This is a genomic window from Brachybacterium hainanense (assembly GCF_042434575.1).
In the GTDB taxonomy this organism is placed as follows: domain Bacteria; phylum Actinomycetota; class Actinomycetes; order Actinomycetales; family Dermabacteraceae; genus Brachybacterium; species Brachybacterium hainanense.
In genome coordinates, this window is the sequence record NZ_JBHLSV010000015.1 from 73947 (window position 1) to 98103 (window position 24157).

23 protein-coding genes and 1 tRNA gene are annotated in these 24157 nt (G+C 72.4%); 4 read left to right on the forward strand and 20 right to left on the reverse strand.

The annotated features are described in order from the left end of the window. Positions 1-19 precede the first annotated feature (19 nt). Complete coding sequence (locus ACFFF6_RS12770) at positions 20-475, forward strand: hotdog fold thioesterase (RefSeq protein WP_376981288.1); 456 nt, start codon at positions 20-22, stop codon at positions 473-475. 38 nt (positions 476-513) lie between these two features. Here ACFFF6_RS12770 and ACFFF6_RS12775 read toward each other — a convergent pair whose 3' ends face one another. Together ACFFF6_RS12775 and ACFFF6_RS12780 are read right to left on the reverse strand one after the other, a co-directional pair. Continuing rightward, a complete protein-coding gene (locus ACFFF6_RS12775; protein ID WP_376981290.1) occupies positions 514-1845 on the reverse strand; it encodes an ABC transporter substrate-binding protein in 1332 nt (443 codons plus the stop codon). A 36-nt stretch (positions 1846-1881) separates the two neighbouring features. Next, positions 1882-2523, reverse strand: coding sequence for an ANTAR domain-containing response regulator (locus ACFFF6_RS12780; RefSeq protein WP_376981292.1), 642 nt, complete (start codon positions 2521-2523; stop codon positions 1882-1884). 224 nt (positions 2524-2747) lie between these two features. Between ACFFF6_RS12780 and ACFFF6_RS12785 the strand changes: the two genes are divergently transcribed. Together ACFFF6_RS12785 and ACFFF6_RS12790 are read left to right on the forward strand one after the other, a co-directional pair. Beyond that, positions 2748-2828, forward strand: a tRNA-Leu gene (locus ACFFF6_RS12785). Positions 2829-3051: 223 nt separating this feature from the next. Continuing rightward, entirely contained in the window at positions 3052-3828 is a 777-nt protein-coding gene (locus ACFFF6_RS12790; RefSeq protein WP_376981294.1) for a metal-dependent hydrolase, read from the forward strand. On the opposite strand, the gene ACFFF6_RS12795 is transcribed toward ACFFF6_RS12790, so the two are convergent. Next, positions 3765-4529, reverse strand: coding sequence for a class I SAM-dependent methyltransferase (locus ACFFF6_RS12795; protein ID WP_376981348.1), 765 nt, complete (start codon positions 4527-4529; stop codon positions 3765-3767). The two genes, ACFFF6_RS12790 and ACFFF6_RS12795, sit on opposite strands and share 64 nt — an antisense overlap. Between ACFFF6_RS12795 and ACFFF6_RS12800 the strand changes: the two genes are divergently transcribed. Further along, on the forward strand, positions 4440-4634 hold the full coding sequence (locus ACFFF6_RS12800; RefSeq protein ID WP_376981351.1) for a hypothetical protein: 195 nt from the start codon (positions 4440-4442) through the stop codon (positions 4632-4634). The two genes, ACFFF6_RS12795 and ACFFF6_RS12800, sit on opposite strands and share 90 nt — an antisense overlap. A 302-nt stretch (positions 4635-4936) precedes the next feature. Here the strand turns inward: ACFFF6_RS12800 and pyk are convergent, their stop codons facing one another. The 17 genes from pyk to mihF all read right to left on the reverse strand — a co-directional run bounded on the left by pyk (position 4937) and on the right by mihF (position 24048). After that, entirely contained in the window at positions 4937-6409 is a 1473-nt protein-coding gene (gene pyk / locus ACFFF6_RS12805; protein ID WP_376981296.1) for a pyruvate kinase, read from the reverse strand. 96 nt (positions 6410-6505) lie between these two features. Next, entirely contained in the window at positions 6506-7987 is a 1482-nt protein-coding gene (locus ACFFF6_RS12810; protein WP_376981298.1) for a glutamate synthase subunit beta, read from the reverse strand. After that, complete coding sequence (gene gltB, locus ACFFF6_RS12815; protein WP_376981300.1) at positions 7980-12539, reverse strand: glutamate synthase large subunit; 4560 nt, start codon at positions 12537-12539, stop codon at positions 7980-7982. Before gltB ends, ACFFF6_RS12810 begins: the two co-directional genes overlap by 8 nt. Before the next feature lie 123 nt (positions 12540-12662). Next, entirely contained in the window at positions 12663-13574 is a 912-nt protein-coding gene (gene lgt / locus ACFFF6_RS12820) for a prolipoprotein diacylglyceryl transferase (RefSeq protein WP_376981302.1), read from the reverse strand. Then, complete coding sequence (trpA, locus tag ACFFF6_RS12825) at positions 13571-14455, reverse strand: tryptophan synthase subunit alpha (RefSeq protein ID WP_376981303.1); 885 nt, start codon at positions 14453-14455, stop codon at positions 13571-13573. Before trpA ends, lgt begins: the two co-directional genes overlap by 4 nt. Then, on the reverse strand, positions 14452-15765 hold the full coding sequence (gene trpB / locus ACFFF6_RS12830; RefSeq protein WP_376981350.1) for a tryptophan synthase subunit beta: 1314 nt from the start codon (positions 15763-15765) through the stop codon (positions 14452-14454). Before trpB ends, trpA begins: the two co-directional genes overlap by 4 nt. 65 nt (positions 15766-15830) lie before the next feature. Next, the gene (trpC, locus tag ACFFF6_RS12835; protein ID WP_376981305.1) at positions 15831-16682 is read right to left on the reverse strand and encodes an indole-3-glycerol phosphate synthase TrpC; all 852 of its coding nucleotides are present in this window, start codon (positions 16680-16682) and stop codon (positions 15831-15833) included. 64 nt (positions 16683-16746) lie between these two features. Beyond that, positions 16747-17196 carry a DUF2752 domain-containing protein gene (locus tag ACFFF6_RS12840; RefSeq protein ID WP_376981307.1) on the reverse strand — a complete coding sequence of 150 codons (450 nt, stop codon included), beginning with the start codon at positions 17194-17196 and terminating at the stop codon, positions 16747-16749. After that, complete coding sequence (locus tag ACFFF6_RS12845) at positions 17193-17432, reverse strand: HGxxPAAW family protein (RefSeq protein ID WP_376981309.1); 240 nt, start codon at positions 17430-17432, stop codon at positions 17193-17195. The genes ACFFF6_RS12840 and ACFFF6_RS12845 overlap by 4 nt, the downstream gene beginning before the upstream one ends. Positions 17433-17476: 44 nt before the next feature. After that, positions 17477-18139: a Trp biosynthesis-associated membrane protein gene (locus ACFFF6_RS12850; protein ID WP_376981311.1), complete on the reverse strand. Its 663-nt coding sequence runs from the start codon at positions 18137-18139 to the stop codon at positions 17477-17479. Then, positions 18136-19758 (reverse strand): anthranilate synthase component I, encoded by a 1623-nt coding sequence (locus ACFFF6_RS12855; protein WP_376981313.1) that lies wholly within the window; start codon positions 19756-19758, stop codon positions 18136-18138. Before ACFFF6_RS12855 ends, ACFFF6_RS12850 begins: the two co-directional genes overlap by 4 nt. Further along, entirely contained in the window at positions 19755-20141 is a 387-nt protein-coding gene (hisI, locus tag ACFFF6_RS12860; protein ID WP_376981315.1) for a phosphoribosyl-AMP cyclohydrolase, read from the reverse strand. The genes ACFFF6_RS12855 and hisI overlap by 4 nt, the downstream gene beginning before the upstream one ends. Further along, the gene (gene metK, locus ACFFF6_RS12865; RefSeq protein ID WP_376981317.1) at positions 20138-21346 is read right to left on the reverse strand and encodes a methionine adenosyltransferase; all 1209 of its coding nucleotides are present in this window, start codon (positions 21344-21346) and stop codon (positions 20138-20140) included. Before metK ends, hisI begins: the two co-directional genes overlap by 4 nt. Then, positions 21343-22629: a bifunctional phosphopantothenoylcysteine decarboxylase/phosphopantothenate--cysteine ligase CoaBC gene (gene coaBC / locus ACFFF6_RS12870; RefSeq protein ID WP_376981319.1), complete on the reverse strand. Its 1287-nt coding sequence runs from the start codon at positions 22627-22629 to the stop codon at positions 21343-21345. The genes metK and coaBC overlap by 4 nt, the downstream gene beginning before the upstream one ends. Before the next feature lie 13 nt (positions 22630-22642). Next, a complete protein-coding gene (gene rpoZ / locus ACFFF6_RS12875) occupies positions 22643-22996 on the reverse strand; it encodes a DNA-directed RNA polymerase subunit omega (RefSeq protein WP_376981321.1) in 354 nt (117 codons plus the stop codon). A gap of 129 nt (positions 22997-23125) precedes the next feature. Further along, positions 23126-23725: a guanylate kinase gene (gene gmk, locus ACFFF6_RS12880; RefSeq protein WP_376981322.1), complete on the reverse strand. Its 600-nt coding sequence runs from the start codon at positions 23723-23725 to the stop codon at positions 23126-23128. Next, positions 23722-24048, reverse strand: a complete 327-nt coding sequence (gene mihF, locus ACFFF6_RS12885) for an integration host factor, actinobacterial type (protein WP_376981324.1) — start codon at positions 24046-24048, stop codon at positions 23722-23724. The genes gmk and mihF overlap by 4 nt, the downstream gene beginning before the upstream one ends. Positions 24049-24157 lie beyond the last annotated feature (109 nt).

Here is a 24157-nt window from a genome sequence, read left to right on the forward strand (position 1 = left end):
CGTGTGGCACCCTGTCCCCATGCCCTCACATGCCAGGCCCGGCCCCGCCCCCGACTCCGACGTCCTCGAGGCCATGCGCCGGGCCGTCCGGGGCACCCTGATCGAGCGCACGGAGATGGAGATCCTGTCCCTGGACGCGGAGGGCGGGGTCATGACGATGCCCGTGGAGGGCAACACGCAGCCCGCCGGCCTGCTGCACGGCGGGGCGACCATCGCGCTCGCGGAATCGGTCGCATCGATGGCCGCCATCCTGCAGGCCCGTGCGGTGCACGGCGAGGGGGCGCAGGCGGTGGGGACCTCGGTCTCCGCGGTCCATCACCGCTCCGCGCGCTCCGGCGTCGTCACCGCCGCCTGCCGGGCGCTGCACCGGGGACGGCAGGTCGCGAGCTACCTGGTCGAGATCTCCGACGAGTCCGGCGCGCTGCTCTCGACGGTCACGGTGAGCACCATGCTGCTCGCGCCGCGACCCTCCTGAGCCGGTCCCAGCCCGGACCGCCGCCTGCCCGCCGGGGCTCAGCCCGGCCGGGTGAAGCGGGTCGTCGAGTCGCCGATCACCCGGGCCCCGGTCTCGTCCCAGGTGATCCGGCGCAGCTCCCCGCTGCGGAGATCTCCGACCGAATCCAGCTCGAGCTGCCCGGACATGCCGCTGTAGGCGACATCGGACCCCTCGGACAGGAGCTGCCGGCAGTCGTAGTACGCCTCGCAGGCGGAGCTCCCCGTCAGGACCGCGGGCACCTCGGCGGCGATCTCCGACCCCACGATGCTCAGGGCGCGCTGCGCGGCGAGGCAGGCGATCACCACGGCGTCATAGGCCTGCTGCCCGAAGGCGAAGCCCTCGCTGACGAGGGTCGTGTCCAGGTTCAGCATGATGTCGGCGAAGTCTCCGGTGCTGAGCAGGGCGCCGGGCACCGTACCCTCCGCATCGGACAGGGACTCCGCCGGCAGCGAGGCCCGGGAGTAGTCGACCGAGGCCGCAGGGCCCATCCGGGTGCGGATGCTCACCTGCGATCGCCCGGAGGCGTCCTTGGTCCCCTCGTGGACGGCGCTCGCGAGAGGTCCGCATTCGGGACCGCCCTGCAGGATCAGAAGCGCCGGGGGCGCTGCGAGGACCCGTGCGGCGATGTCCGCGACCGCGAGCGGCTCCCCCGGCGGGTAGAGGACGGGCTCGAGGAGCGTGCCGCCGGCGGGGTTGAGCTGCAGCTCCAGCTCCGCCCGGAGGCTGCGACCGGCCGTCGTGTCCGGGGCGACGTAGAAGACGGTCCCGGGGGTCGTGCCCTTGGGCGGGCTCGTGAGAGCGGCCTCGACGTGCGCGGCGGCGATCGCCTCGTCGGGGGGCACCAGGCGGAACAGGAGCCCGCTCGCCTCCGCCTGCTCGCGCACGGCCTTCGAGGACGACCACGGGCACAGCACCGCCATCCCCCGCGCGACGATCGTCGGCAGCGCCGCGATGAGCTGCGCGTCCTCGAGGGAGGAGACCAGGACCTGGACGCCCTGCGCGGCGAGGGCCTCGATCTGCTCGGCGGGGTCGTCGCCGGGCTCCTCCAGCACGATGCGCTCGACGAGCTCGACGTCCTGCCCGAACAGACCCCCGTCGACCGTGTTGATGCGCTCGACCGCCTCGCCCACCGCGAGCCGGATCTGGGTCTCGACCTGGCCGGGCTCCCCGAAGCCGGACCCGATGCTCCCGATCACGAGCGGACTCGTCGGCGCCGTGCGGTCCGAGGCCGTGGGCGGCGGCGTGGTGCTCCGGCCCCGACGACCGATCGGAGTGCAGGCCGCGAGGGCGCCCGCACCGAGCGCCGAGACGCCCAGGGACGCGAGGGCGCGACGACGGGTCAGGCTCACCGCCGGTCCTCCCTCCGCCGTCCCCGCAGGGTCGGCTCAGTCCTTGCCGGCACCCAGCTGGTCGACGACGGCGTCCGCGACCTCGCGCATCGTCAGGCGGCGATCCATCGAGGTCTTCTGGATCCAGCGGAAGGCCTCCGGCTCCGACAGCCCCATGTTCGACTGCAGCAGCCCCTTGGCCCGGTCCACCCGCTTGCGGGTCTCGAACCGCTCGCCGAGGTCCGCGATATCGGCCTCGAGCTGCACGATCTGCGCGTAGCGGGACATGGCGATCTCGATCGCGGGCAGCAGGTCCGCCGGGGTGAAGGGCTTGACGACGTAGGCCATCGCGCCCGCGTCCCGGGCGCGCTCGACGAGCTCGGCCTGCGAGAAGGCGGTGAGCATGACGACGGGGGCCAGGTTCTCCTCGCCGATCTTCTCCGCCGCGGTGACGCCGTCGGTCTGCGGCATCTTCACGTCCATGACGACGATGTCCGGGCGCAGCTCCCGCGTCTTCTCGATCGCGGAGGCGCCGTCGCCCACCGCGGCGACGACGTCGAAGCCGGCCTCCGTGAGGGTCTCGACGATATCCATCCGGATGAGGCTCTCGTCCTCCGCGACGACGGCGCGACGGCGAGGAGCGTCATCCCCCGCGCTCCGGGGGTCGATGGTGGGCTCGTTCAGTGATTCGTCGTTCATGTCACCCTGTCCGTCTCGCATGGCTCCCTGCCCCGGGTCGCGGCAGGAGTGCGGGATGCACGGGTCGCCGCCGGGCGGGAGCAGATGTCTTCCGCGCTCATCCTAGTGCAGGCATGCTCGCGAACGACCTGGTCGGCATGATCACGTGAGCATCCTCCCGCGGGCGCCCCGGCCGCGCAGCCGATAGGCTGGTGCCGTGCCGGAGCGCCGAGCCTCCGCTGCACGCCCCTGTGGTGGAATGGCAGACACGTCGACCTCAAAAGTCGATGCCGAGAGGCGTCCGGGTTCGAGTCCCGGGAGGGGCACCCGTCATCGCACGGCCGTCTCGCGGACCACGGGACGTGGCATGCGTCTCGCCACCGGCTCGGCGCCCTGCCTGCGCGGGCCGCGGCGGCGCCCGTCTGTCCCCGCCCCGCGGTAGATATGCGGGATGCACTGCTCCGACGCCCCGCGACCGGGGCCGCGTCTCTCCGATGCCGCCGGTCCTGCCGCCTCCTCCCGTCCCGCCGCTCTCCCCGGAGCCGCCCGATGATGGGCGGCCATCACGCCGTCACCGGGACGGCCGCCTGGATGGCCGTGGTGGGCAGCGCCGAGGTGGCCGGGCGTCCTCTCGGGCTCGGGCTCGCGGACCTCTCCCCCGCTGAGGTGCTCGCCGGCGCGGTCGTCGCGACCGGTGCGGCGCTGTTGCCAGACATCGACCACCCCGGAGCGACCCTCGCGCGCTCCGGCGGCCTCCTCTCGCGCCTGCTGAGCCGGTCGGTCGGTGCGGCCGCCGGGCATCGAGGCGCGACGCACACCCCGCTGGCCGTGCTCGTGGTGACGGCGATCGCGGCCGGAGTCTCCGCGGCGGACGCGTCTCTGCGCGTGCCCGTACTCGGGCAGATCCAGCTGGGCGCAGCGCTGCTGGTCGCGGGGATGACCGTCCTCGGGGTGAGCGCGCTGCGCGTCGTCGACGGACATGTCCTGCCCTGGGCGATCGGCCTCGCGGCGGGGGCCGGGATCGGCGTGCTCGCGCCGGAGACCACGCTCTGGCTGCCGCTCGCGGTGGGGATCGGCTGCCTCTCACATCTGCTCGGGGACCTGCTGACGACTCGCGGCATCCCCTTCCCGCTGTGGCCGCTCGTGCTGCGGCCCGGACGGGCCGCCGGCGTGCTGTGGCATCGCAGCGGGAACGTAGCGCTCCCCGTCCTGGGCGATGCCGGCAGCGTCCGCGAATGGGCGCTATGCGCGATCCTGGGCGCCTACGCGGCGCTCGCCTTGCTCGGGGCAGCCTGGCCGGTGCTGCGCGCGCTCCCGATCAGCTGATCCGGCGCCCCGGAGACGCCTGGGCCCCTCCGTCGCGGTGGCGAGTTCCGTCGGATGCGAACGGGCCGCAACGAGGCAGGCTCCATGTCTGAGGAGGTGACCGTCGGTAGAGGGCGCAGTCTGAACAGCAGGATGCCGAGATGCCGGTTCAGCGCCGCCTGCTTTTGCGGGTACCGGAGGGCCTGCTCGACCGACAGCTGAGGTTCGACGGTGGCCTCGAGCCATAGTCCGGCTGCACTGAACATATTGAGAAGATCTGACATCGTGTACGGCTTCTTCATGAGCGTCACGCCCTCGTCCCATGCCGCGTGACGGTACGGGAACGCCTCCGTTGAGAAGTACTCCTCCCCAACGTAGTTCCGTTCTGCTCCGCGCGTCTGCTCCGCGCGCTCGACGGCGTACCGCACGGGCTGCGTCCGGGTAACGATGATGACGCCGTCCGGCGTAAGCATCTGCTTCGCGGAGCGCAACGCCGCAGCCCCGTCGGGGGCATAGCCGATCGACTGCAGGAAGAGAATCCGGTCGAATGATCTGCCGGAGAGCTCGGGCATTGCAGCCAGATCGGAGAGGTCCGCCTGAAGGAGCTCCACTCCCGGACAAGGGGGCGGGAGATGAGCGCTGATGTCGACGCCGATCGCGGCCGACGCACCCTCCTCGGCCAGCTGAGAGATCTTCGCCCCGTTCCCACACCCTGCGTCCAGGACCGCGAGTCCCGTGACATCGCCGATGAGTTCGCGCTGCGCAGGCCACTCGACGAGGCGGTCGAAAGAGTCCTCCCGGGCTCGCGCTCGCTCATCACCGGATGAGAGCGAAATCCAAGGAGAGCTGGCATCGCCTGACGATGCGCACCTGGAACCATCCAAAGGCCCACGCTACCCGGGCTTGGCACAAGCGTCGGGGCACCATCCACGCATGGCGTACTCCGGAGGTTCGCCCAGGCAGGTGAAGCTGCGCCGCGGTCGCCGATCCAGCCTCGAGCGTCCGGACATCCCGACATTCGGGCCTCAGCGGCTCGGCGGTGAGGGCCCTCCTCCGCCGCAACAGGAATGGGCGCCGCAGACCCCGAGGGGCTCTCCGCGACCGCGGAGAGCCCCCGTCGGGGTGGATCTCAGATGTCCTGCGGGCCCTGCGCGATGCGGTCGGCCTCGATGCGGGCGGACTCGGTGCCGTCGAGGTCGCCGATGCGGTGCACACGCAGCGTATTGGTCGAGCCGTGGACGCCGGGGGGCGAGCCGGCGGCGATGATCACGAGATCGCCGGGCTGCAGACCCTTCTGCTCGCGCAGCAGCTCGTCGACGACGCGGACCATCTCGTCGGTGTCGCGCTGCATCGGCACGAGCTGCGCCTCGATGCCCCAGGACAGGGACAGCTGGTGGCGCACGTGCTCGTACGGGGTCAGCGCGAGCAGGGGGATGGTGGGACGGATGCGGGCCAGGCGCCGGGCGGTGTCGCCGGACTCCGTGAAGGTCACCAGATACTGCGCGGAGAGCTGGTCGCCGATCTCGGCGGCCGCGCGCGTGATCGCGCCGCCGCGGGTATGGGGGATCGTGCCCAGCGGCATGATCCGGTCGGCGCCGTTCTCCTCCGTGTTGGTGATGATGCGGGCCATCGTGCGGACCGCCTCGAAGGGGTACGCGCCCACGCTCGTCTCGCCCGAGAGCATGACCGCGTCCGCGCCGTCGAGGATCGCGTTGGCGCAGTCGGAGGCCTCGGCGCGGGTGGGCCGGGGCGCCTCGATCATCGACTCGAGCACCTGGGTCGCGACGATGACGGGCTTGGCGTTGCGGCGGGCCAGCTCGATCGCGCGCTTCTGGACCAGCGGGACCTGCTCGAGGGGAAGCTCGACGCCGAGGTCCCCGCGGGCGACCATGATCCCGTCGAAGGCGCCGACGATCTGGCGCAGCGCCCGGACGGCCTGAGGCTTCTCGATCTTCGCGATGACCGGGACGCGGCGCTCCTCCTCATGCATGATGCGCAGCACGTCGTCCATGTCGTGCGCATCGCGCACGAAGGACAGCGCGATCAGGTCCGCGCCCAGCCGCAGGCCCCAGCGCAGGTCGTCGATGTCCTTCTCGCTCATGGCGGGGACGGACACGGCGACGCCCGGCAGGTTGATGCCCTTGGAGTCGGAGACCGGCCCGGGGACCTCGACCACGGTGCGGACATCGGTGTCGGTGACCTCGGTGACGCGCACGGACACCTTGCCGTCGTCGATCAGCAGGACATCGCCGGGCCGGCAGTCGCCCGGCAGGCCCTTGAACGTCGTGGAGACGCGCTCCCGGGTGCCGGGGATGTCCTCGGTCGTGATGACGAAGCTGTCGCCGACCTCGAGCTCGTGCTTGCCGTCGGAGAACTTCCCGAGCCGGATCTTGGGGCCCTGCAGGTCCACCAGCACGGCGACGTTGCGGCCCAGGTCCTCGGCCGCGCGCCGGATGTTCGCGTAGACCTTCTCGTGGTCGTCGTGGGTGCCATGGCTCAGGTTCATCCGGGCCACGTTCATCCCGGACTCGATGAGAGTCCGGATCTGCTCGTAGGTGTTCGTCGCAGGCCCGAGAGTGCAGACGATCTTCGCTTTACGCATGACAACCCATCTGTAGTAGTCGCTTGAGCGGGCGCGCCCTCCGACCGGCGCGTACGGAGGCGCGCCGGGTCGAAGGGTCGCAGCACCGAGATCCGCTCACAGTGTAATCGGCAACTCACCCGGCTGCACCGGAGCGGGCAGCGGCGAGGCGCCCATGAGGTATGCGTCGACCGCCGCCGCGCAGGAGCGGCCCTCCGCGATCGCCCACACGATCAGGCTCTGACCTCGGGCGCAGTCGCCGGCCGTGAAGATCCCCGGCGCCGAGGTCGACCAGTCCCGGTCGTGCCGGATCGCACCGCGCGCGTCGACCTCGAGTCCGAGGTCCGAGACGAGACCGGCGGTCTGCGGGCCTGCGAAGCCCATCGCGATGAGGACCAGCTGCGCAGGCAGCACCTGCTCGGTTCCGGGCGTCGGCACGCGGCGGCCGTCCTCGAAGCGGGTGCGCGCGACGCGGATGCCCGCGACGCGGCCTTCCTCATCGGTCTCGAAGCCGGTGGTCGAGGCGAGATAGGAGCGCTCGCCCCCCTCCTCGTGCGACCCGGAGACCTCCAGCAGCACGGGGTGCGTGGGCCAGGGGTGGCGCCGGGCGTCCCGCTCCTCGGGCGGCTGCACACCGATCGCAAGCGTCGTCACGGAGCGGGCGCCCTGCCGCAGGGCCGTGCCCAGGCAGTCCGCGCCGGTGTCGCCGCCGCCGATGATGATGACGTCCTTGCCCTCCGCGTCGATCGGCGCCTCGAGGACGTCGCCCTCGACGGCGCGGTTCGCCTCGGTCAGGTACTCCATCGCCACGTGGATGCCCTCCGCCTCGCGGCCGGCCACGGGCAGGTCCCGCGGGACCGAGGCCCCGATCGCCAGCACGACAGCGTCGAAGCGGGAGCGCAGGCTCTCAATGCTCACCGCTCCCTCCCCCGTGCCGCCCACGTCGACGCCGGTGCGGAAGCGGGTGCCCTCGGCCTCCATCTGCGCGAGCCGACGCTCGACGAACCGCTTCTCGAGCTTGAACTCCGGGATGCCGTAGCGCAGCAGGCCGCCGATGCGGTCCGACTTCTCGAACACGACCACGGTGTGGCCCGCGCGGGTCAGCTGCTGGGCGGCGGCGAGGCCCGCGGGGCCCGAGCCGATCACGGCGACCGAGCGGCCCGTCTGGCGCGTCGGCTCGATCGGGGTGATCCAGCCCTGGTCGAAGGCCTTCTCGACGATCGACACCTCCACGTTCTTGATCGTCACCGGCGGCTGGTTGATCCCCAGCACGCAGCTGGACTCGCACGGGGCCGGGCAGGCGCGGCCGGTGAACTCCGGGAAGTTGTTGGTCGCGTGGAGACGCTCGCTCGCCTCGTGCCAGTCCTCCCGGTAGACCAGCTCGTTCCATTCGGGGATCAAGTTGCCCAGCGGGCAGCCCTGGTGGCAGAAGGGGATGCCGCAGTCCATGCAGCGTCCCGCCTGCCGGGAGACGAAGCCCAGCTGCCCCTTTTCGCGCACCTCGTAGACCTCGCGCCAGTCCATGAGGCGCAGCGGGACGGGGCGACGCTCGGGGAGCTCGCGGGAGCGGTTCTTCAGAAATCCGCGCGGATCAGCCACGGGAGCCCTCCAGGATCATGTTCCACACCTCGTGGGAATCGGGGTCGATGCCTGCGGCGAGGGCATCGGATCGCAGCGCCGTCACCCGCAGGAACTCACGGGGGACGATCGCGTTCAGCCGCGCGAGCAGAGCGTCCTCGTCGGTCAGCAGATCGGCGGCGCGGTCGGAGCCGGTGCGGCGGGCGTGCTCGCGCACCGCCTCCAGGACGAAGTCCCGGTGCTCGGCGCGCACCGGGCCGATCTCGAAGCCCGGCAGGTCCTCCGGATTGATGCGGGCGGGGTCGAGGTCGAGAACGAACAGGGTGCCGCCGCTCATGCCGGCCCCGAGGTTGCGTCCCGTCGGCCCCAGCACGATGATCGCACCGCCGGTCATGTACTCGGCACCGTGGTCGCCGATGCCCTCGACGACCAGTGTCGCCCCGGAGTTGCGGACCCCGAACCTCTCCCCCGCGGCGCCGCCCAGCAGGAGGCGTCCGCTGGTCGCGCCATAGGCGCAGGTGTTGCCGGCGATGACCGCGGAGGCCCGCGAGGCGGGCGTTCCCGTGCCGTGGCCGATGGCGATGATCCCGCCGGAGAGGCCCTTGCCGACGTAGTCGTTGGCGTCGCCGGTCAGCTCCATGGTGATGCCGGCCGGGAGGAAGGCGCCCAGGGACTGGCCTCCGGTGCCGCGCAGCTGCAACCGGATGGTGTCCTCGGGCAGCCCCTCGCCGCGGTGGCGGCGGGTGACCTCGTGCCCGAGCAGCGTGCCGGCGGTGCGCTGGGTGTTGCGCAGCTCCCCCGCGATGAGCACGGGCTCGCCGTCCTCGAGGGCCGGGGCGGCTGCGGCGATCCAGTCGACGTCCGCGGCATGCTCGAGCGCATGGTCCTGGCCCCGGCGGCGGCGCGGGAAGTCGCCCTCGTGGACGACGGGCGCGGCGAGGATCGGGGTGAGGTCCAGGCCCTCCTGCTTGAAGTGCCGGTGCGCCGCCTCCGCGTCCAGGAGGTCGATGCGGCCCACGGCCTCGTCGATCGAGCGCAGGCCGAGGGCCGCGAGATGCTCGCGCACCTGCTCGGCGATGAACTCGAAGAAGGTGATGACGAACTCGGGCGTGCCGGTGAAGCGCTCCCGCAGCTCCGGGTTCTGCGTGGCCACGCCCACCGGGCACGTGTCGAGGTGGCACACGCGCATCATGATGCAGCCCGAGACGACGAGCGGAGCCGTCGCGAAGCCGAACTCCTCGGCTCCCAGCAGCGCCGCGATGACGACGTCGCGACCGGTCTTCATCTGGCCGTCGACCTGCACCGTGATGCGGTCCCGCAGTCCGTTCAGCAGCAGCGTCTGCTGGGTCTCGGCGAGGCCCAGCTCCCAGGGGGTGCCGGCGTGCTTGAGGGAGTTCAGGGGGCTCGCACCGGTGCCGCCGTCGTGTCCCGAGACGAGCACCACGTCGGCGTGCGCCTTGGACACCCCGGCGGCCACGGTGCCGACCCCGAAACGGGAGACGAGCTTGACGTGGATGCGGGCCGCGGGGTTCGCGGACTTCGCGTCGTGGATCAGCTGGGCGAGGTCCTCGATCGAGTAGATGTCGTGGTGGGGCGGCGGCGAGATGAGGCCGATGCCCGGCGTCGAGTGCCGGGTCCGCGCGATCCACGGGTACACCTTCTGCGGCGGCAGCTGACCTCCCTCGCCGGGCTTGGCGCCCTGTGCCATCTTGATCTGGATGTCGCGGGCGAAGGTGAGGTACTCGCTGGTGACGCCGAAGCGGCCGGAGGCGATCTGCTTGATGGCGCTGCGCCGCTCCGGATCGTGGAGGCGCTCGGGGTCCTCGCCGCCCTCTCCGGAGTTGGACATGCCGCCGAGACGGTTCATCGCGATCGCGAGCGTCTCGTGCGCCTCCTGGGAGATGGAGCCGTAGCTCATCGCCCCCGTCATGAAGCGGCGCACGATGTCGGCGACGGGTTCGACCTCCTCGAGCGGCACGGGCACGGCCTGCTCGGTGCGCAGGCGCAGCAGGCCCCGCAGGGTCATGAGCCGCGCCGACTGGTCGTCGACCTGGTCGGTGTAGGTGCGGAACTCCTCGTAGCGCCGGGTGCGCGTCGAGTGCTGGAGACGGAACACGGACTCGGGGGTGAACAGGTGCGGCTCGCCCTCGCGGCGCCACTGGTACTCGCCTCCCACGGGCAGGCGACGATGCGCGGGCGCCATCCCCTCGACGGGGTAGGCCAGCGCGTGCCGAGCCGCGACCTCCTGGGCGATCGTGTCCAGGCCGATGCCCTCGATCCGGGAGGTCGTGCCGGGGAAGTACGCGTCCACGAGGGCGGTGGACAGCCCCACCGCCTCGAACATCTGGCTGCCCCGGTAGGAGGCGACCGTGGAGATGCCCATCTTCGACATGATCTTCAGGACGCCCTTGCCGAGTCCGTGGATCAGGTGATGGACGGCCTCGTCGACGCTCACCCCGCCGACGACGTCGCGGGCGACGAGGTCCTCGGCGCTCTCCATCGCGAGATACGGGTTCACGGCGCTCGCCCCGTAGCCGATGAGCAGGGCGACGTGGTGGACCTCGCGGACGTCCCCGGCCTCGACCAGGAGGGCGGCCCGGGTGCGCAGACCCGCGCGCACCAGGTGGTGGTGGATCGTGCTGGTGAGCAGGAGGCTGGGGATCGGGGCGAGGGCCGCGTTGGAATCCCGGTCCGAGAGCACGAGGAAGGTGGCGCCGTCCTCGACCGCTCGGGCCGCCTCCTCGCACAGCTCCGCGAGCCGGGAGGCGAGGGACTCGGCGCCGCCGGCGACGGGGTAGAGCCCGCGCAGGCGCACCGCGTGGAAGTCGGCGGTCGCCGGGTTCGCCGCGATGCTGAGGATCTTGGCGAGCTCGTCGTTGTCGATGACGGGGAAGTCGAGCGCGAGCTGCCGGGCATGCTGCGGGGTCGCGTCCAGCAGGTTGCGGGACTCGCCGACGCTGACGCCGAGGCTGGTCACGACCGCCTCGCGGATCGAGTCCAGGGGCGGGTTGGTGACCTGCGCGAAGGCCTGGGTGAAGTAGTCGAACAGCAGACGGGGACGGTCGGAGAGCACGGCGATGGGCGTGTCGGTGCCCATCGCCCCGAGCGGCTCGGCACCCTTGGCGGCCATCGGCGCGATGAGGATCCGCAGCTCCTCCTCCGTGTACCCGAAGGTCTGCTGTCGGCGCACGACGGAGGCACGGGAGTGGGAGACGTGCTCGCGCTCGGGCAGATCCGCGAGGCGCACCTGCTGCTCCGCGACCCAGGCGCGCCAGGGATGCTGGCCCACGACCTCCGCGACGACCTCCTCGGAGTCGATGATGCGGCCCTGCGCGGTGTCGACGAGGAAGATCTCCCCCGGGGCGACGCGCCCCTTGGCGGCGATCCGCTCGGGCTCCATCGGCAGCAGACCGGCCTCCGAGCCGAGGACCACGAGCCCGTCCTCGCCGACCCAGTAGCGCAGGGGACGCAGACCGTTGCGGTCGAGCTTGGCGCCGGCCTGCGTGCCATCGGTGAACACGAGGGCAGCGGGTCCGTCCCACGGCTCCTGCAGGGCGGCGTGGAACTCGTAGAAGCCGCGCAGCTCGGGGTCCATGGTGGTGTCGTTCTCCCACGGCTCCGGGACGAGCATCATGAGCGCGTGCGGGAGCGAGCGGCCCGAGAGGTGGAGCAGCTCGAGGATCTCGTCGAGGCTCGCGGAGTCGGAGGCACCGGTCGAGCTCACCGGCAGCAGGCGCGCGAAGTCCTCGCCGAAGGCCGTGGTCGCCATCCGGCCCTCCGCCGCGCGCAGACGGTTGCGGTTCCCGCCGACGGTGTTGATCTCGCCGTTGTGGGCGAGGGCGCGGAAGGGATGCGCGAGCGGCCAGGAGGGGAAGGTGTTCGTGGAGAAGCGCGAGTGGACGATCGCGAGCATGCTCTCGCAGCGGGGATCGCGCAGATCGGGGAAGAAGGCGCCCAGCTGGCCGGTGGTCAGCTGCCCCTTGTAGACGAGGGTGCGCGTGGACAGCGACGGGAAGTAGGTCTGCAGCTCATGCTCGCTGCGGCGGCGCACGGCGAAGACAGCGCGCTCGAGATCGAGGCCGCTGCGCTCTCCGGCGGCGTCCACGAGGAAGGGCTGGGCGAAGAACGGCTGGGTCGCCCGGGCGGAGGGGCCCACGAGCCCGTCGACCACGGGGACGTCGCGCCAGCCGAGGACCTGCAGACCCTCCTCCTGCGCGATCTCGACGAAGCGGCGCTGCTCGGCGGCGCGGACCGCGGCGTGCTGCGGGAGGAAGCCGATGCCGGTCGCATAGGCGCCGAGCTCAGGCAGGGGAGCCGGAGCGATCGCGCGCTGGAGCGCATCGGGCATCTGCAGGAGGATGCCGGCCCCGTCGCCGGTGCTCTCCTCCGCGCCCACGGCCCCGCGGTGGTCCAGGTTCTCGAGCGCGGTGAGCGCGCCCGCGACGATGTCGTGACCGGGCTTCCGGCGCAACGTGGCGACCAGGGCGACGCCGCAGGCGTCGTGCTCGTCCTCTGGACGGTAGAGACCGGTCGCGCTCGGACGGCTGGAGAAACGGGAGGACAACGGATGCATCGCAACACCCCTTCCGATGGTGGGAACGGCGGTGTCCTCGAAAGGAGCACCATCGCGAACACCGGGTGCCGCATTCTATGCACGCCACGGACCAGCCCGCGGCACGACATCCAGATTCCGAGACTAGGAATCTTGCCTTTCAGACTCGTTGCCGTGCCCCTCGTCGTCGCTGCTCGTCCCGGGCTGCGGAAGCGCGAAGGAACCGTCCGCCGCGCGGACCTCCCCGCCGCGCGCAGAGCGGCGATGCGTCAGCAGGATGATCATGAGGACGGACACCACGAGCGTCGCGAGCGCCACGACGGTGTGGATGCGCAGCTCGCCCAGCATGAAGACGGGCTCGGTCCGCATCGCATCGATCCAGGCGCGACCGGTCGAGTAGATCGCGGCGTAGGACCAGAACACGCGTCCGCCGCCCAGGGAGAAGCGCTTCTCGAGGGCGAGCAGCAGCACCACGCCGACGAGGTTCCAGAGCATCTCGTACAGGAACGTCGGGTGATAGCTGCCGGGGACGCAGCCGCCGATGCTCTGCCCGCCCGTCACGCAGGTCACGTCCCAGGCCCACGGCAGATCGGTCGGGCCGCCGTAGAGCTCCTGGTTGAACCAGTTGCCCACGCGTCCCAGCGCCTGGGCGACCATGAGAGTCGGCGCGAAGGTGTCCGCGACCGCGACGAAGGACACGCCCTTGCGCTGTGCCATGATCCACATGGCCAGGGCGCCGCCCGCGACGGCTCCCCAGATGGCGAGGCCGCCCTCCCAGATACGGAGCACCGACAAGGGATCGCCGCCCGGCCCGAAGTACGGCTCGGGCGAGGACAGCACGTGCCAGAGACGAGCGCCGACGATGCCGGCGATCACGGCGGCGAAGGCGATGTCGAAGAGGTCGTCCGCGCTGCCGCCCCGCTTCTCCCAGCGCTTCGTCCCCCACCACAGCGCGACGGCGATCCCGGCGAGGATGCACAGCGCGTAGAAGTGGATCGTCAGCGGGCCCAGAGACAGCGAGGAGATCGGCGAGCTCGGGATGCCGGCGAGGGTCATGCCCCGGCCCCCTCCTGGGCGACCCGCGCCTGCCGGGGACGTGCCCGGTCGATCCCGGCGCGCAGGTCGTCGGCGACCGCGGCGAGCGGCGCGAGATCCCCCGGCTCCGCCTCGAGGAGGGCTCGCACGAACGCGGAGCCGACGATCACGCCGTCCGCGTACGCGCCCACCTCGGCGGCCTGGTCCCCGGTCGAGACCCCGAGGCCCACGCACACGTTCTGCGCCCCGGCCTCCCGGGTCCGGGCCACGAGACCCTCGGTCGCGGTCGAGACGCTCGTCCGGGTTCCGGTCACGCCCATCGTGCTCGCGGCGTAGACGAAGCCCCGCGTGTGCCCCACCACGTACTCGAGCCGCTCTCGCGGCGAGCTCGGGGCCACCAGGAAGATCCGGTCCACGCCATGGCGCTCGCTCGCGGCGATCCACTCCCCCGCCTCGTCGGGCGTGAGATCGGGCGTGATCAGACCGGCTCCTCCGGCCGCGGCGAGGTCCCGGGCGAAGGCGTCCACGCCATAGGCGAGGATCGGGTTCCAGTACGACATGACGACGATCGCGGCGCCGCGACCGGACAGCTCGGAGACGGCCTGCAGCACGTGCCGGGTACGGGTCCCGCCCTCGAGCGCGCGGGTCGCCGCCTCCTGGATCACGGGGCCGTCCATGACGGGATCGGAGAAGGGCAGCCCCAGCTCGATCATGTCGACGCCGTGCTCGATCAGCGTGCGGGCCGCGGCGATGGACCCGGCGAGGTCGGGGAAGCCGACCGGGAGGTAGCCGATGAGCGCGGGGCGTCCCTCCTCCCGGGTGCGGGAGAGGACGGCGGCGGCGCGCAGCCGCCCCGGCTCCGCGGGGTTCTGCCGGTCTGCGGGGGTGATGGGCTGGCTCATGCCGTCTCCTCGGAGGTCGTCTCAGGGGTCGCCGCGCCGCGCGGGGACGCGGCCGCGGCGAGGGCCTCGCGGGCGCGGGCCTTGAGCGCCTCGAGGTCGCCGCGGGCGGGGGCTCCGCCCGCCTCGCCCAGCAGGCCGAACCAGCTCGAGGCGGTGTGCACGTCCTTGTCCCCGCGCCCGGAGAGGCAGACGAGGATCACCGCCTCGGGGCCGAGCTCGCGGCCCAGCTGGAGCGCACCGGCGAGGGCATGCGCCGACTCGAGGGCGGGCATGATCCCCTCCGTCAGGGACAGCAGCGCGAAGGCCTCCATCGCCGCCTCGTCGTCGACGGCGCGATACTCTGCCCGGCCGATGTCCGCGAGCCATGCGTGCTCAGGTCCGACGCTCGGGTAGTCCAGCCCCGCGCTCACCGAGTGCGAGGGGATGGTCTGGCCGTCCTCGTCCTGCATGACCATCGACCGGGCGCCGTGCAGAACGCCGGGTCGGCCCCCGCCGATCGTCGCGCTGTGGCGTCCGGTCGCGACGCCGTCGCCCCCGGCCTCGCACCCGATCAGGCGGACCTCCGCATCGTCGAGGAAGGCATGGAACAGGCCCATCGCGTTGGAGCCGCCGCCCACGCAGGCGACCGCCGCGTCCGGCAGCCGTCCGGCGACGTCGAGCACCTGCGCTCGCGCCTCCTCGCCGATGATCCGGTGGAAGTTGCGGACCATGACCGGGAAGGGATGGGGGCCGGCGACGGTGCCCAGCAGGTAGTGGGTGGTGGCCACGTTCGTGACCCAGTCGCGGAAGGCCTCGTTGATCGCGTCCTTGAGGGTGCGCGAGCCGTGGGTGACGGGGACGACCTCCGCTCCCAGCAGGCGCATGCGGGCGACGTTCAGGGCCTGCCGCTCGGTGTCCTCCTCGCCCATGTAGATCGTGCAGTCCAGGCCGAACAGGGCCGCGGCCGTCGCTGTGGCGACGCCGTGCTGGCCGGCGCCGGTCTCCGCGATCACCCGGGTCTTGCCCATGCGCTTCGTGAGCAGCGCCTGGCCCAGGACGTTGTTGATCTTGTGGCTGCCCGTATGGTTCAGGTCCTCACGCTTGAGGAGGATGCGCGCGCCGCCTGCGAGCTGTGAGAAACGGGGTGCCTCGCTCAGCAGGGAGGGGCGTCCCGTGTACTCGAGGGCGAGGCGACGCAGCTCGGCGGTGAAGTCCGGATCCACGAGCGCCTTCTCGTAGACCTCGTTCAGCTCGTCGAGGGCCGGGATCAGCGCCTCGGGCAGGAAGCGCCCGCCGAAGTCGCCGAAGTACGGCCCGGTCTCAGCGCGCAGCTCCCGGGCGCGCGAGGGCGCGGCCGCGGCGGTGGGCGGGGTCTGGGGCAGGTCCGAGGAGGTGCTCACGCGTCGGATCCCTTCGTGGTGGTGGACGGGGCGAGGGGCCCGCGGGGGCGACGGGGGACGGTGCGGAAGGAGCGGGCGGCGCCGGCGGGATCGGCCCCGGTGACCAGGGCCTCCCCCACGAGCACGGCGTCCGCTCCGGCCTCGGCGTAGGCGACCACGTCCTCGCGGCCCGCGACCGCGGACTCCCCGATCGCGAGCGGGCCCGCCGGGATCTGACCGAGGAGCGTCGCAGCGCGCTCGAGGTCGACGTCGAGGGTCTTCAGGTCCCGGGCGTTGACGCCGATGATCCCGGCCCCCAGGTCCAGCGCCCGCTCGAGCTCCTGCGGGGTGTGCGTCTCGACGAGCGCCTGCATGCCGAGCTCGCCGATGAGCTCGTACAGGGAGCGCAGCGCGTCGTCGTCGAGGGCGGCCACGATCAGCAGGACCAGGTCCGCGCCGTGGGCGCGCGCCTCGTGCACCTGATAGGGATCCACGACGAAGTCCTTGCGCAGCACCGGGATCTCGACGCGACGGCGCACGGCGTCGAGGTCGGCGAGGCTGCCCCGGAAGCGCCGACCTTCGGTGAGCACGCTGACCGCGCCGGCTCCCGCGGCGGCGTAGACGGCGGCGAGCTCGGCGGGATCGGTGATCTCGGCGAGCTCGCCCTTGGAGGGGCTCGCCCGCTTGACCTCGGCGATCAGGCCCATGGTCGCACCGTCCCCGGCGATCGCGGCGCGGGCGTCGAGGGCGGGGGCGACCTGGGCGGCGAGCCGCTTCAGGGCGGCGTCGGAGACGCGGGAGCGGCGCTCGGCCATGTCCTCGCGCACGCCGGCGATGATGTCGTCGAGGACGGTTCCGGTGCTGGTCACGGATGCTCTCCTGCAGGGACGGTATGCGGATGGACGGCCGGACGGGCCGGCCGGGGCGCGGGGCCTAGGCCCCGATCAGGGAGGTCGGGGCGAGGAAGGGGAACCAGGGGAGGTTCCGGGCGATGGTGTAGACGGCGACGAGCGCGACGACGCCGATCACGAGGGCCCGGGAGGGCTCGATCGCCTGCGCCTCCCGGCCGCGGATCCGTCGCAGGGTCCAGCGCGCGAAGACGACGACGAGCAGCGGGATCGCGAGGACGAGCAGGGCGTTGTTCTGCAGGGCGAGGAGCAGGTCCCCGTCCAGCAGCGCATGCACGGCCCGGGTGGCGCCGCAGCCGGGGCAGTCCAGCCCGGTCAGCGCATGCAGCGGGCACAGCGGCACATCCTGCCGGAAGGGATCGAACACGCCCTGCAGAAGGACCGCGCCGCTCCCGGCGGCCGCGAGGATCGCGGCCGGCAGGAGGGCGCGGCGCAGGACGGGGGCGGCGCGGCCGGGCCGTGCCGCAGAGGTCATGGACGGGCGCCCGAACGCGACTTCTGGCCGAGGCCCGCCATGCGCAGGACGATGCTCAGCACGATGGTGAGCGCGATCACCGCCGCGCCGACGGCCATCATCATCGAGGACGAGAACACCAGCCCGAGCGCGACGACGATCGACCCGATCACCGTGCCGACGGTCATGACCCAGGCGGCCGTGGTCTTGCCCTCGTTGTGCGGCGGGGCAGGCGGGACGGAGTAGGTCTGAGGCATGGGTTCCTTCTTCGAATCATGACGCACGCTGGGCGAGGACGCCCCTATTGTGCCACGGAGCGCGGCCCCTCATCGGCTCCGTCCCCGCCCCGGTCCGGTGCAGAGCGGGATGTGCTCCCGGGCTCGTCCCCCAGCTCCTCGCTGGGGTCCTCCCCCAGGGTCAGGGCATCCCAGACGCCCGCCGGATCCTCGGCCGGGTCGACGTCCCGCACCGCGACCGCGGAGCGGGTGGCCCGCGCGTGGCGGCTGCTGCGGGACCAGGCTCCGCCCCCGCGCAGCACGAGCACCCCGAGCACGACCAGCAGCGCCGCAGGGACGAGCACGCCCAGGGGCCACAGGGTCGACTCGGCGGCGGCCTCGCCTCCGACCACCCCGACCGCCTCGGCGATCGCCGAGCGGGACGTGCCCAGGGGGTCCGCCCGCACGAGCATCGCGGCGGCGGCCGCGCCGAGACCTGCGAGGACGAGGGCGGGTCCGGACACCAGGCGTATCCAGGCCGAGGACAGGGAGGTCGCCAGCGAGGCGGCGATCCCCACGAGGGCGAGGGCGAGGACGCCCGGGGCGACGTCGCCCCCGGCGATGTCGAGGTCCCGGGTGGTGCCGGCCAGGTCGACGGCGCTCGCGGTGGTCCAGGTGGTCCGGGTCAGTCCCGCCATCCCGGCCGACAGCGCGAGACCTGCCAGCACGGCGCTGCGACGGGAGATCATCGCCGCTCCGCTCCCGTGTCGGCGTCGCCGCCGGATCCCGCCCCTCCGCCTGCGACCCGCAGGGTCCGCGCGCTCGCGACGGCCCGGAGCGCGGCCGCGGCCTTGGACTGCGCCTCACGATGCTCCATGGTCGGGTCCGAGGCGGCCACGACCCCGCCTCCGGACTGCACGTGCGCCACGCCGCGGCGCAGCACGGCGGTGCGGATCGCGATCGCCATGTCCATGTCCCCGGCGAAGTCGATGTAGCCGACGGTGCCGCCGTAGATGCCGCGGCGCACCGGCTCGAGGCGGTCGATGATCTGCATCGCCCTGGGCTTCGGCGCCCCGGACAGGGTTCCTGCCGGGAATGTCGCCTGCAGGGCGTCGAAGGCGGAGGCGTCCTCGCGGACATCTCCTGTGACGGTCGAGACGATGTGCTGGATGTGCGAGTAGCGCTGGATGTGCATGAAGTCGCGCACCACCACGCTGCCGGGCTCGCAGAAGCGCTGCAGGTCGTTGCGGGCGAGGTCGACCAGCATGAGGTGCTCGGAGCGCTCCTTGGGATCGGCGAGCAGATCGGCGGCGAGCTCCTCGTCCTGCGCCGGATCCGTGCCGCGGGGGCGGGAGCCGGCGATCGGATGGGTCGTCGCGGTGCCTCCCCGGACTGTCACGAGGGACTCGGGGCTCGCGCCGACGACGTCGACCGGCTCGCCGTGGCCGTCCACGCCGCGCAGCAGGAACATGTAGGGGCTGGGGTTCATGCGGCGCAGGACCCGGTAGATGTCCAGCGGGTCCTCCGCCGTGGGCAGCGAGAACCTCTGCGAGGGGACGACCTGGAAGATCTCGCCGTCCACGATGTCGCGGACCGCCGCACGCACGGAGGCCTCGTACTCCTCGCGGGTGGTGCGAGCGACCGGCTCCGCGTCGCGGACCACGTCGTAGGCGGCGGGCCGCGGCTCGAGGGGCCGGCGCAGGCGCGAGACCATCGCGTCGATGCGGGCCAGGGCGTCGTCGTACGCGGCGTCGACCCCTTCGGCGGTGCCGTTGAGGTTCAGGGCGTTGGCCACGAGCAGCACCGTCGCGTCGTGCGCATCGTGCACCGCGACGTCCTCGGCGAGCTGGAGGGACAGGTCCGGCAGCCCGAGCTCGTCCGGCGGTGCCTCGGGCAGCGTCTCCCAGCGACGGACCGCGTCGTAGGCGATGAAGCCGACCAGCCCGCCGGTGAACGGGGGCAGCTGCGGCATCCGGACCGCGCGGAACGCCTCGGTCAGGGTGCGCAGCACCTCGAGCGGGTCCTCGCTCTCCGGAAGCCCTGCGGGGACGTCGCCGAACCAGCGGGCGCGCCCCTCGCGCTCGGTGAGGATCGCCCGGGCCTTCGCGCCGATGATCGACCAGCGCGACTGCTCGCCCTCCCCCGCGGACTCCAGGAGGAAGGTGCCGCGCGGGTCGTCGCCGTCGGTGAGCCGGCGGTACAGCGTGATCGGGGTGTCCTCGTCGGCCAGCAGGCGCAGGGTCACGGGGACGATCCGCTGCTGGGCCGCGAGCGCGCGGAAGGTCTCGCGATCGGGCTGGACGACGCCGAGGAGGTCTCCCTCGATCCCGGCGACGAGCTCGGGATAGGACACGGGGCGGGGCGTCATGCGGCGCGCTCCTCGGGATCGGTCACGACGGGGTCGAGCTCGCCGCCGTCGAAGCAGGTGGTGGTCCCCCGGTGGCAGGCGGCACCGATCTGGTCGACCTCGAGCAGCAGCGCGTCGCCGTCGCAGTCCAGCGCGGCCGAGCGCACCCACTGCGCATGTCCGCTCGTGTCGCCCTTGCGCCAGTACTCCTGCCGGCTGCGGGACCAGAAGGTCACGCGTCCCTCGGTGAGGGTGCGACGCAGCGCCTCGTCGTCCATCCAGCCGAGCATGAGCACGGCGCGGCTGCTCGCGTCCTGGACGATCGCGGCGATCAGACCGTGCTCGTCCCGCGTCAGCCGGGCGGCGATCGCGGGGTCCAGCTGCGGCGACGCGGCGGGCGTCACAGGGCCCTCGCCAGCTCGTCGGCGCGGTCCGTGCGCTCCCAGGTGAACTCCGGCAGCTCGCGCCCGAAGTGGCCGTGCACGGACGTCTTCGCGTAGATGGGACGCAGCAGGTCGAGGGCGTCGATGATCGCGGCGGGCCGCAGGTCGAAGACCTTCTTCACGGCGGCGGCGATCTGGTGATCCGGGGCGGTGCCCGTCCCGAAGGTCTCGACGTACAGCCCCACCGGCTGCGCGACCCCGATCGCATAGGCGACCTGGACCTCGGCGCGGTCCGCGAGGCCCGCGGCGACGATGTTCTTCGCGACCCAGCGCATCGCGTACGCCCCGGAGCGATCCACCTTGCTGGGGTCCTTGCCGCTGAAGGCCCCGCCTCCGTGGCGAGCCATACCGCCGTAGGTGTCCACGATGATCTTGCGGCCGGTCAGGCCCGCATCGCCCTTGGGGCCGCCGATGACGAAGCGGCCGGAGGGGTTGATGTGGAAGGTGACGTCGGAGGTGTCCAGGCCGTAGCCGGCGAGCTCCTCGAGCACCGGGGCGATGACGACGGTGCGGATCGCCGGGTCGAGCTGGGTGGCCAGCTCGACCTCCTCGGCGTGCTGGGTCGAGACGACGATCGCGTCGACGCTGCGGGCCACTCCTCGGTCGTCGTAGCCGATGGTCACCTGCGTCTTCCCGTCCGGACGCAGGTAGGGCAGGACCCCGTCGCGCCGAGCGGTCGAGAGGTTCTTCGAGAGGCGGTGCGCCGCGTGGATGGGCAGCGGCATGAGCTCCTCGGTGTCGTTGCAGGCGTAGCCGAACATGAGGCCCTGGTCCCCCGCGCCGAGGGAGGCGAAGGACTCCGCGGAGCCGCCGTCGCGCACCTCGACCGAGGAGTCCACGCCGGCCGCGATGTCTGGGGACTGCGCGCCGATGGACACCTCGATGCCGCAGCTGTCGGCGTCGAAGCCCTTGAGGCTCGAGTCGTAGCCGATCTCGCGGATCACGTCGCGCACGATCCTGGCGACGTCGCTGTAGCCCTCGGTCCGGACCTCGCCGGCGACGTGGACCAGACCGGTGGTCACCATGGTCTCGACCGCGACGCGCGCGTCGCGGTCCTGGGCGAGCAGATCGTCGAGGATGGAGTCCGAGATCTGGTCGCAGATCTTGTCGGGATGGCCCTCGGTGACGGACTCGGAGGTGAAATAGCGGAGCGCGCTCGAACTCATGCCTGCAAGCGTACGTCGCCGAGCAGACCGACGACCTGGTCCAGCACACCGTGGGCCACACGGACCTTCTCACCGGTGACCTCGGCCACATCGGCGCCCTCGGTGTCAAGGATGCGCACGCTGTTGGTCTCCGCCCCGAACACCCCGGCGGTGAGGTCGTTGAAGACCAGCAGGTCCGCACCCTTGCGTCGTGCCTTCAGCCGGGCGAGCTCGAGGGAGCTGGACTGCGCGGAGCCGGTCTCCGCGGCGAAGCCGACGATGATCCGCGGAGCCGCGCCCGGCGCGACCTCCCGCCGTGCCGCGCGGACCTCCACGCTCCTGCGGAGGATGTCCTCGGTGCGGGTGAGGTCGATGGGCGGCGCGTCCTGCCCCTCGACCTTCTTGATCTTCGCCTCCGCCCGGGTGCGGGGCGTGAAGTCCGCGACCGCGGCCGCCATCACGAGCACGTCGGCGTCCTCGCGCAGCTCCGCGACCGCTGCCGCGAGCTCGGCGGCGCTGCCCACGTCGCGGCGCTCGGCCCCCGGCGGCGTCTCCGCCTCGACGTTCGCCGCCAGCAGGGTCACCTGGGCTCCCCGGGCGAGAGCGGCATGGGCGAGCGCCCAGCCCTGCTTGCCGGAGGAATGGTTGGCGATGTACCGGACCGGGTCGATCTCCTCCCGCGTGCCACCGGCGGTGACGAGCACGCGCAGCCCCTCCAGGTCGCGCCGCACCGCGCCGGAGCCGTCCCGCGGGGCCGCCATCACCGCGGCCGCCGCCGCGAGGATCGCCTCCGGCTCCGGAAGCCGGCCCGGGCCGGAGTCCGGCCCGGTCAGCCGACCCACAGCGGGTTCGAGCACGACGGCCCCCCGGCTGCGCAGCACCGCGACGTTCTCGACGGTCGCAGGATGCAGCCACATCTCGGTGTGCATGGCCGGGGCGAGCATCACGGGACCGCGCGCGACCAGCAGGGTGGCCGCGAGGAGGTCGTCGGCGCGCCCCATCCGCACGCGCGCCAGCAGATCCGCGGTCGCGGGCACGACGACCACCAGATCCGCCTCCTGCCCCAGGCGGACATGGGCGACCTGCTCGACGTCCTCGAAGACGCTCGTGAGCACGCGCTGGTGGCTGAGGGCCTCCCAGGTCGCAGCGCCCACGAACTCGAGGGACGAGGCGGTCGGGACGACCCGCACCTCTGCCCCCGACGCGACGAGGCCGCGCACCAGGTGCGCGGCCTTGTACGCGGCGATCCCCCCGCCGACGCCGACGATCACGCGGGCGCCGGCCAGGGTCGTCGGCACGCTCATGCGGCGTCCACCCTCAGAAGCTGAAGTCCGCCAGCGGAGCCTCGGGCGCGTCATCGCCCAGCTCGAGCGGTGCGGGGCCGTCGACCGGGGCCTGCTCGAACTCGCTCTCGTCGACCTCACGCACGGTCAGGAGACCCTCGTCGATCTCGCGCAGCGCGATGGACAGCGGCTTCTCCTGGTTCTCGACGTCGACCAGCGGGCCCACGTACTCCAGCAGCCCCTCGGACAGCTGGGCGTAGTAGGCGTTGATCTGCCGCGCGCGCTGCGCCGAGTACAGGACCAGCGCGTACTTCGAGTCGACGTCCTCGAGGAGACGGTCGATCGGCGGATTCGTGATGCCCTCGGGCTGGGCGACGGTTCCGAACACGTCACGTCCCTTTCGGTAGATGGATGGGTCCGACGCACCAGGATACGCCGCCGCAGGCCGGGCTGCACCGCGGCCGGTCGGGCGACTTGCTCACATGGTGCGCGCGAGGGCCGATGGGCCCCTCCGGGATCAGGACCGCTCCGGCTCGACGCCCATCAGGCGCGCGAGCTCGTCGGTCGCCCGGTCGACGGTGTCGTTGACGATCGTGACGTCGAACTCCGGCTCCGCCGCGAGCTCGACCCTCGCCGTCTCCAGACGGCGGGCGCGCTCCTGCTCGTCCTCCGTGCCGCGACCCACGAGCCGGTCCACGAGCGTGTCCCAGTCCGGAGGGGCGAGGAAGACGAATCGCGCCGCCGGCAGCGACTCGCGGACCTGGCGTGCTCCGGCGAGGTCGATCTCGAGCAGCACCGGACGACCGGCGGTGACGGCCTCCTCGACGGCGGCGCGAGGGGTGCCGTATTTGTTGCGTCCGTGGACCACCGCCCATTCGAGCATCTGCCCGCTCTCGACCAGCCGGGTGAACTCCTCGTCGCTGACGAAGTGATAGTGCACCCCGTCGATCTCCCCGGGACGCGGTGCTCGGGTGGTCGCGCTCACGGACACGTGGATCTGCGGGTAGCGGGCCCTGATCGCCGCGGAGACGGTGCCCTTGCCCACGGCCGTCGGTCCCGCCAGGACCGTGACCGGGACGGGGTGGGGAGCGGTCCCGTCCCGGTGCGGCGCGCTCACTCCGAGAAGTGTGCGACGAGCTTGTCGGCCTGGTGGGAGCCGAGGCCGCGGATCTTGCGGGAGGGGGAGATGCCGATCTCCTCCATGATCTGCTGCGCCTTGACCTTGCCCACGCCCGGCAGGGACTCGAGCAGCGCGGAGACGCGCAGGCGACCGATGACCTCGTTGGACTCGGCTTCCTTCAGGACCTTGGAGATCTCCTCGCCACGGCGACCGGTGCTGTCCTTCAGACGCGCCTTGATGGCGGCGCGCTCGCGACGTGCCTCGGCGGCCTTCTTCAGGGCCTCGGCCCGCTGTTCGGGAGTCAGAGGAGGAAGAGCCACGGTGATTACCTCATGTTCTGTCGTCGTCGTCGGCTCCGACCCGACGGGGTGCCAGGTGCGGTGGTGGGTAGAGACTAGCGCTATGCAGGCGCCGCGGCGCTCACACTAC

Excerpts from the sequence above, each read along its gene's own strand:
- ACFFF6_RS12850 (WP_376981311.1), bottom strand. The coding sequence starts at position 18,139 with ATGATCTCCCGTCGCAGCGCCGTGCTGGCAGGTCTCGCGCTGTCGGCC.
- metK (WP_376981317.1), bottom strand. The coding sequence starts at position 21,346 with ATGAGTTCGAGCGCGCTCCGCTATTTCACCTCCGAGTCCGTCACCGAG.
- ACFFF6_RS12855 (WP_376981313.1), bottom strand. The coding sequence starts at position 19,758 with ATGACGCCCCGCCCCGTGTCCTATCCCGAGCTCGTCGCCGGGATCGAG.
- ACFFF6_RS12790 (WP_376981294.1), top strand. The coding sequence starts at position 3,052 with ATGATGGGCGGCCATCACGCCGTCACCGGGACGGCCGCCTGGATGGCC.
- gltB (WP_376981300.1), bottom strand. The coding sequence starts at position 12,539 with ATGCATCCGTTGTCCTCCCGTTTCTCCAGCCGTCCGAGCGCGACCGGT.
- ACFFF6_RS12800 (WP_376981351.1), top strand. The coding sequence starts at position 4,440 with ATGAGCGCTGATGTCGACGCCGATCGCGGCCGACGCACCCTCCTCGGC.
- ACFFF6_RS12770 (WP_376981288.1), top strand. The coding sequence starts at position 20 with ATGCCCTCACATGCCAGGCCCGGCCCCGCCCCCGACTCCGACGTCCTC.
- pyk (WP_376981296.1), bottom strand. The coding sequence starts at position 6,409 with ATGCGTAAAGCGAAGATCGTCTGCACTCTCGGGCCTGCGACGAACACC.
- ACFFF6_RS12845 (WP_376981309.1), bottom strand. The coding sequence starts at position 17,432 with ATGCCTCAGACCTACTCCGTCCCGCCTGCCCCGCCGCACAACGAGGGC.
- ACFFF6_RS12840 (WP_376981307.1), bottom strand. The coding sequence starts at position 17,196 with ATGACCTCTGCGGCACGGCCCGGCCGCGCCGCCCCCGTCCTGCGCCGC.
- lgt (WP_376981302.1), bottom strand. The coding sequence starts at position 13,574 with ATGACCCTCGCCGGCATCCCGAGCTCGCCGATCTCCTCGCTGTCTCTG.
- coaBC (WP_376981319.1), bottom strand. The coding sequence starts at position 22,629 with ATGAGCGTGCCGACGACCCTGGCCGGCGCCCGCGTGATCGTCGGCGTC.
- ACFFF6_RS12780 (WP_376981292.1), bottom strand. The coding sequence starts at position 2,523 with ATGAACGACGAATCACTGAACGAGCCCACCATCGACCCCCGGAGCGCG.
- trpA (WP_376981303.1), bottom strand. The coding sequence starts at position 14,455 with ATGAGCCAGCCCATCACCCCCGCAGACCGGCAGAACCCCGCGGAGCCG.